This window comes from Microcystis sp. M53602_WE12 (assembly GCF_030065455.1).
Taxonomy (GTDB): domain Bacteria; phylum Cyanobacteriota; class Cyanobacteriia; order Cyanobacteriales; family Microcystaceae; genus Microcystis; species Microcystis aeruginosa.
Genome location: NZ_JASJFB010000618.1, coordinates 21,161 through 27,996, shown reverse-complemented (window position 1 = coordinate 27,996; position 6,836 = coordinate 21,161). Strand labels below are relative to the sequence as shown.

8 protein-coding genes are annotated in these 6,836 nt (G+C 40.2%); 3 read left to right on the top strand and 5 right to left on the bottom strand.

Annotated features, from left to right (window positions below; all coding sequences use genetic code 11):
* Positions 1-93: 93 nt before the first annotated feature.
* Genes PX482_RS19555 through PX482_RS19545 form a run of 3 tightly spaced genes read right to left on the bottom strand, consistent with a single transcriptional unit; the run spans position 94 to position 1,350 of the window.
* On the bottom strand, positions 94-492 hold the full coding sequence (locus PX482_RS19555) for a helix-turn-helix domain-containing protein (RefSeq protein ID WP_002788855.1): 399 nt from the start codon (positions 490-492) through the stop codon (positions 94-96).
* Entirely contained in the window at positions 476-760 is a 285-nt protein-coding gene (locus PX482_RS19550; protein ID WP_004159317.1) for a type II toxin-antitoxin system HigB family toxin, read from the bottom strand. The genes PX482_RS19555 and PX482_RS19550 overlap by 17 nt, the downstream gene beginning before the upstream one ends.
* A gap of 56 nt (positions 761-816) precedes the next feature.
* Positions 817-1,350 (bottom strand): helix-turn-helix domain-containing protein, encoded by a 534-nt coding sequence (locus tag PX482_RS19545; RefSeq protein ID WP_002788851.1) that lies wholly within the window; start codon positions 1,348-1,350, stop codon positions 817-819.
* A 131-nt stretch (positions 1,351-1,481) separates the two neighbouring features.
* On the opposite strand from PX482_RS19545, the gene PX482_RS19540 reads away from it, so the two are divergent.
* Positions 1,482-2,297, top strand: a complete 816-nt coding sequence (locus tag PX482_RS19540; protein WP_288094810.1) for a PEP-CTERM sorting domain-containing protein — start codon at positions 1,482-1,484, stop codon at positions 2,295-2,297.
* A 473-nt stretch (positions 2,298-2,770) separates the two neighbouring features.
* Positions 2,771-2,965, top strand: a complete 195-nt coding sequence (locus tag PX482_RS19535; protein ID WP_004159306.1) for a hypothetical protein — start codon at positions 2,771-2,773, stop codon at positions 2,963-2,965.
* A gap of 26 nt (positions 2,966-2,991) precedes the next feature.
* Here the strand turns inward: PX482_RS19535 and PX482_RS19530 are convergent, their stop codons facing one another.
* On the bottom strand, positions 2,992-3,408 hold the full coding sequence (locus PX482_RS19530) for a DUF1816 domain-containing protein (protein ID WP_004159304.1): 417 nt from the start codon (positions 3,406-3,408) through the stop codon (positions 2,992-2,994).
* Between the two features lie 575 nt (positions 3,409-3,983).
* Between PX482_RS19530 and PX482_RS19525 the strand changes: the two genes are divergently transcribed.
* Entirely contained in the window at positions 3,984-5,096 is a 1,113-nt protein-coding gene (locus PX482_RS19525; protein ID WP_287170110.1) for a sensor histidine kinase, read from the top strand.
* 75 nt (positions 5,097-5,171) lie between these two features.
* On the opposite strand, the gene mutL is transcribed toward PX482_RS19525, so the two are convergent.
* Entirely contained in the window at positions 5,172-6,824 is a 1,653-nt protein-coding gene (gene mutL, locus PX482_RS19520; protein WP_004159298.1) for a DNA mismatch repair endonuclease MutL, read from the bottom strand.
* Between the last annotated feature and the right edge of the window lie 12 nt (positions 6,825-6,836).

The window sequence follows — 6,836 nt, the reverse complement described above, 5'->3', positions numbered from 1 at the left end:
TTTCCCCCGATCACTCCCAGATCCATTACTTTTTGATGGCCAAAAGGTCTAAAAGTTTTACCCAACAAGGTTTTTAGATTTATTCAGCAAACCCTACATAAACAAACTATAATCTACATGAAAGAAATGTCCTAATAATTTCGCCTGTTCTTGGCTAATTGACCCTTTTCCTGCAATTAAACTAGAAGCAATTTTGTCAGAGCCAAGGATTATGGCTATGTCTTTCTTGTTAACGCTTTGTTGCTCCATCAAAAACAATAACATAGAATTAGGTGTGGTTGATTCTTGTAGATAAAAGCTTCTTTCAAAATTCTCAATTAAAAAAATTAGAAGCTCATAAAGTTCATCTTCTTCGGGAGTTCGATGCTGACGGTGCATCAATTCTTCGACAATAACCAGAGCTTTTTCATTTTCTGCTTCTGTTCTGATAACTTTAGGTAAATGGCGAGCTAGTAATTCTTTGTATTTTTCTGGATTAAAAGTAAGGGTCATTTTTCCATTGCTCCTTATCGTATTCAGCGTGAGTTAAAACATACTTGATATAAATTAGCCGCTTCTGATAATCGATACTGGTTATAAGGCGATAACGATTTCCTTTAATGTTAAAAACAGTAAAATTACCAACTGCTTCTGCTTGGGGAAATACTGTTTGAACCTCAACTAAATTATACCAAATTGCTTGACTGGCAATTTTATGCCAATTTTCTAAAGCGTGTTTATTCGTAAATTCTCGTAATCTTCGATAGCTGATGACGTGCATTTATAAAAACAAACATAAATTATCTCTATTGTGTGGACAATGCTCATTAAATAAAATTAAGGAATACATTTTTTAACTTGCTCAAGAGACAATCCCAACGTACTAGCAATTTGCTCGGCCGTCAAGCCAAGCTCGACTAAGTTTGGAATAATTTCTAGTTTTGCTTTTTGTCTTTCTCTTTCCAGAATTGTCAGGCTTTCTTTAACATAAGGTATAGCAGTTTCTTCTATTATTGATTCAATATTTTCTGTCTCATAACTTTGTGAAGGATTAGCACAGAGGTTAATGTTACCGATTTGCACAGGATTAACCATATTGGAGTACGCATTTGCCACTCCTAATCTTTCAATAGTAGCACGGAAATTAGACTTATTTAAATCTTCTCCTAAAGCTTCGGAAAGAATGCGCCACAGTTGATAAGCTTCATCTTTAGTATGCCCTGCCGAACAATGATATTCTTCAGAAATATGGGTATATTTTTTTCCATTAAGGACTCCCTTCAGAATCGCAACTTGCAGACTGTCAAGATGTTGCCCCGTTTGTGCGAAAACTAGGTCATCCACGTATTTCAACACCGCTTGTACGTCCATTAACCTGTTGCTTCATACCTCTAACGCCCACCCGTTATTATCCGCTATAATCCGCTTTTTGTCAAGATTATTAATAAAACTCCCGCCTTTATCCGCCACCATCCGACTTTAGATTAGCTGAAATCAGGCTTATGCTTGAAGCAGGAATTGATGAGGCTAAAAGAATGGCTAATAAAATTACCACCATAACACTAGCTACTGGAGTTTTCCTCGGTTGTGCAGTCATTGAAACTCCCGTTGTAAATTCTGCTCCAACATTACTCGGACCAACTCCTTATCTTAGCTTTAATGATAGTCCATTTAAAAATGTTAACTTTAGCTATTTTTACCTTGAGAATTTTGAGGATGGTTCCCTGAATGTGCCAGGTGTTACAGCCTCTAGTGCTAGTGGCTTACCATTGGGCGTGGAAGGTCCAGGTTTTTATACAGATTCTGTTGATATTGACGACGGAGTGATTGATGGAAACGGGCAACAAGGTCATTATCTCGTTGAAGTAGGTAATGGAATAATAGGAGGCTTTAAATTTACTTTCAATGCCAATACTTTAGGAAACTTTCCTACTCATGTAGGTATTGTCTGGACAGATTCATATTCAAGCTTTGGCGGAATAGATCAAACACCACTAACTTTTGAAGGGTTTGATGCACAAGGAAATTCTTTAGGTACTATTGCACTTGGTCAGGGACAGATTGGCGATACCAGAAACGACGGAACAACAGTTGATGATCGCTTTTTTGGAGTTATCAATTTAGCAGGCATTTCAGCTATCTCAATATCTCAGACTTTGATCAATGTAGGCTTTGGAGTAGATCACTTAGAATATGGATTTGTTCCCCAATCTAGTCAACCTGTTTCTGAACCTTCCACTGTCTTTGGTTTATTAGGATTCGGTTTATTTGGACTAGGTGTATTCTGCAAGCGGACTGTTTCAGCTAATTGGATGTAATAGATTCTCCCGATCTCCCGGGGAGCATCCCACTTTTGCAATAAGCAATTGTACTTAGATGTGAAATGCTTATATGGCAAGCCTTTTCGGGAGTTCATAGATTTTTAACGGTTGTCTAAATTGTGTGATTGGAACCAGAATCGTTATACTAAATCCGGTTATTAAAGACTGATTATTTATTCCCCCTTTTGCATGAGTGCCTTTTGCCTGTCCTGATATGTAGCCTATACTCAACGGATTTAGTATAACTTCTGCTGATCACCATAAGTGAGAGAAATTCACAAATATGAGATACACCCGATTGATAGTGAACACTCATTATATATTAATAAACATAAATAAATATGAAGTAATTTAAGTTTCAAGAAGAATGAACCCGATCTTTTTTACGATGGGGGTAAAAGTGATTTTCAATTTCTCAGGTTGAAAGATGAATCCAGATTAAGCTATCTCAACGATAAGAGGACAAGCCAATGTTTGAAGATTTTACCTATATTACCGATGAGGCTTTTTTAGAGAATTATTGGTGGGAAGAAAAAGTTATCTGTCCCCACTGCCAGGGCAAAGAAAGAATCTATCTAGAGACGGAGAATGAATCCGTCCCCTGTAAATTCTGTGAGGGTAAAGGCATTATTAAACGAAAACAAGAGGAAACTAACTATTCCTAAAAATCTGTAAAATTAGATACCATACATTAAAAATATTCTTGAGTTAAAACCTCTGGCTGACATTGTTTAATTTCGCTGTTAATTCCCAGGGCAGATTCCGATTGGAGGTCTTCGATATAACCGGATTGATGGGATAAAGCTTCAGAAAAACTCTCAAAAGGACCGAAATAATAGAGACATTTCGGCTGAGTGGTGGTGATCTCTATCCACCAAGGTTGAGGTAGTAAACTAGGCTTAATCGGGGCAGTTTCTGGGTCAAGAGGCCTTATACTGAGAATCTTGGCCCCTTGGCGCAGGAGGCGCTGTGTTTCTTGACTCATGCGGCTTTTAGGTACTCGCAGCACTGTCCGGGAGAAGCGTTGAGGCAAAGAGCCAGAAGAACCGGAAAAAACAACTTCATAGAGAAATATTTGATTCTCTCCCTGATTATTAGCCTCTAGCATACAGAAAAGATTCTCTTTTAAGGGTAAGGGTTAAAAAACAGACGCTACTTTGAGCAGATGACTCAAGCAAAATCATCTCCTAACAGAGTAGCGCATCTTGATACCATAGCATAGAGCGGCAAAAAGTTAGGTTTTGACCTACTCTCCCCTCACAGCATAGCTTGACGAGAGATTCTTCAACAAGAAGAACCCGATAGAGTTCTTTATGATGCTGTAGCCGAATCTAGGGCCGTTATCTTAATGGTGAGGTACAAAGTTTTTGTTTTTTGGAGTCGGTGGTCGATGCCAAATCCTCTTATACTTCATCTTTATGAGAAACCCTGTCAATAGGGTTTGCGGCAAAAAGTTTTTCCTAGGGGTAGGGTGTGGGGTGTAGGGTGTAGGGGTTTCCCCATTTTTGAATTGGCGAATTACCTAATTTTCAGGGAAAAAGTCCCTAAATTTTCCCACCGAACAATCCAATGGCTGGCACTTTTTGATTTCAAAAAGACCAAAAGATATTAGCCAAAAAGGTTTTTATATTTATGCAGCAGTCTCTCAATAATATTGACAACAAATAGAGTTTTTAAACAAATATGCAGCCACCAAAATTAAGCTTAGGAACCAGATTATTTTTATCCCATCTCCTCGTTATGGTGGTGGGATTGAGTAGCTTTATTATCATTGCTAAATTATCTTCTCCGCGAATGTTTGTTTTGCGTTTGGAACAGTTAGAAAGGCAGGGATTTTTTACCGTGCGATCAGCGAGAACTTTCTTGGTTAGGGGTTTTGAGACAGCTTGGGATAGTAGTGCCATTTGGTCATTCATTGCGGGAGGAAGTACGGCTGGTTATCTGAGTTTTTTGGTTTCTCAACGCATTATGAAACCGGTAAAACAAATGAAACAAATCACTAAAAATTTTGCTGAAGGGGATTTATCGGCGCGAGTTCCAGAAAGCGAAATCCCAGAATTAAATCAATTAGCCATCAGTTTTAATCAGATGGCGATTAGTTTAGCCGATGTGGAAAAACGGCGCCAGGAATTAATCGGTGATCTTACCCACGAATTACGCACCCCTTTAACTGTGGTACGGGGATATTTAGAAGAATTAGCCGATGGTGCGATCGAACCTAATCCAGAACTTTATCAGAAATTAGTGAAAGAAACCCGCAGGTTAGAACGTTTAACCCACGATCTACAGGAGCTATCGCGAGCGGAATCTGGTTATCTATCGATTAAAATGCAACCTGTTAATTTATTACCTTTGTTAAATTCTCTCATCGAAAAATTTGCCGATCAATTATTAGAAGATGGACCGACTTTACAGTTAGATTGTCCCCCCAATTTACCATCTGTCATGGCCGATCCCGATCGCCTCGAACAAATCTTAGTTAATCTGCTCGGTAATGCCATTCGTTACACCGATAATGGTGCAATTACCCTGCAAGTGACAAGGGACAAAAATCGCCTACAAATTGCCGTTATCGATACAGGAATTGGCATCGCAGCAGAGGATTTACCCTTTATTTTCGAGCGCTTTTGGCGGGCCGATCGTTCTCGTTCCCGTTATTCTGGGGGTAGTGGTATTGGTTTAGCGATTACCCGTCGTTTAGTGGAATTACACCAAAGTCAAATCGAGGTGGAAAGTGAATTAGGTAAAGGCAGCACTTTCCGTTTTTCCCTAGCAATATCGGCCAATTTTCAGTGAACAGTGAACAGTAATCAGTAATCAGTAAACTGAAAACTCACATCTGATAACTGATCACTGATAACTGATCACTGATTAAATGCCGTGACTTTTGCCGATCACCCAATGACGACGGAAGAAGCGAGCGAGCGAGGTTTCTTCTAAGGATAAGTAAATCGGTCTTCCGTGGGGACAGGTGCGGGGATTACGGGTATTTTGCCAATCATCGAGTAAATTCTGCATTTCTTTTAAACTTAAAGCTGTACCGTTGCGGATAGCACTCCGGCAAGCGGTAGCCACCTGAGCGGTTTGTAAATCCCCCCCTAAACTTAATTCTAGTAAAGCATCAGCCCGATCCTCGCGTTCTTTGAGTAGAACAGGAATACTACGAATTGCCCAAGAGCGATCGCCAAAACTAGCAATTTCTAATCCTAAACGTTGTAATTGTTCGATTTGTCGAGTAGTTAACTGATTTAAGATGATCGGAGTATCTAACGGCACGATTTCCCAGTTATCCTCTAAACGTTCGTACAAAACCCGCTCATGGGCAATATGTTGTTCGACTAACCATAATCCGTGAGGATGTTCGGCAACTATGTAAGTTTGGTGAATTTGGGCTACTGCCTTTAATTCCAGCCGATTTTTCGGGGATTTCTCCCCTATTGTATAGGTGCTTTTTTCTTCGGCAGCCTTGAGAATTTGACTGACGCGCTGATTTTGCGCTTTTTCGGGTATATGTTCGGGATTTAGTCCTAACGCCTTGTCTATGGCTGAAATTATCTGTTCTTGCCAAAAAATGAGGTTATGCAGGTATATTTCCGCTTTGGCTGGGTGACGATTCCAATCGATCGAACGAGGGTTAAGATGTAGATGGAGAAAGCAAACGGGATAGCGATCTTTAGGGACTGTGCGAGCGAAAGCTTCAAATATTGCCTGTTCTAACTCCGATGAGCGCACCATTCGCCCATTAACAGCAATTCTAACCCAATCTGGTTGATGGCGAGAAATGCGATCGGGCAAACCAATGACTAATTCAATTTGAGCAGATTCTGCGTCAGGAGTCGTTAAGTCAAGTTTTAGGGATACTAAATCGTTCAAATGCAGAGATTTAACTAATTGGGGTAATATTTGACTGGCATCCTTACCCGGACTAATGCGTAACCAATCTTGATGATCTTGAAAAACCTGCCAAGTAATTTGGGGATGACAGAGAGCAAAATTATGAATTAAAGTCTGTATATCCTTTAATTGTTTTTTAATTGACGGTAAAGCTTGACGACGCACGGGAAAGTTACCAAAGAGATTCTCTACCGTGACGATAGTACCGATAGCTATAGGAATCGTTTCTAAATTACCCGGCTCGCCTTGGTGATTGTAAAGACAATAACAACCTAAATCATCGTCATGGCGACTGGCAACCCGCAGATGCGCCACCTGTGCGATACTGTGCAAAGCTTCACCACGGAATCCGAGACTGGTAATCTGCCAAAGATCGTCCCGTTGGCGGATTTTGCTGGTACTGTGGGCATAGCTACACAGTTGCAAATCTTCTCTAGACATTCCCCTGCCGTTATCCGATACTTGTATTCGCCAGTTTTGGGGAGATATATCGATGGTAATCCTATCTGCCCCCGCATCAATGGCATTTTCGACTAATTCTCGCACCACAGCGCCTAAAGAGTCGATTACCTCTCCTGCGGCAATTAAATCGATTACGTCTTGGGGTAAAACTTGTATGGGCAAGGTCATCAATTAATGGTT

Bases quoted from the DNA above. Each gene is read 5' to 3' on its own strand.
- PX482_RS19555 (WP_002788855.1), bottom strand. From the start codon at position 492: ATGACCCTTACTTTTAATCCAGAAAAATACAAAGAATTACTAGCTCGC.
- PX482_RS19550 (WP_004159317.1), bottom strand. From the start codon at position 760: ATGCACGTCATCAGCTATCGAAGATTACGAGAATTTACGAATAAACAC.
- PX482_RS19545 (WP_002788851.1), bottom strand. From the start codon at position 1,350: ATGGACGTACAAGCGGTGTTGAAATACGTGGATGACCTAGTTTTCGCA.
- PX482_RS19540 (WP_288094810.1), top strand. From the start codon at position 1,482: ATGCTTGAAGCAGGAATTGATGAGGCTAAAAGAATGGCTAATAAAATT.
- PX482_RS19535 (WP_004159306.1), top strand. From the start codon at position 2,771: ATGTTTGAAGATTTTACCTATATTACCGATGAGGCTTTTTTAGAGAAT.
- PX482_RS19530 (WP_004159304.1), bottom strand. From the start codon at position 3,408: ATGCTAGAGGCTAATAATCAGGGAGAGAATCAAATATTTCTCTATGAA.
- PX482_RS19525 (WP_287170110.1), top strand. From the start codon at position 3,984: ATGCAGCCACCAAAATTAAGCTTAGGAACCAGATTATTTTTATCCCAT.
- mutL (WP_004159298.1), bottom strand. From the start codon at position 6,824: ATGACCTTGCCCATACAAGTTTTACCCCAAGACGTAATCGATTTAATT.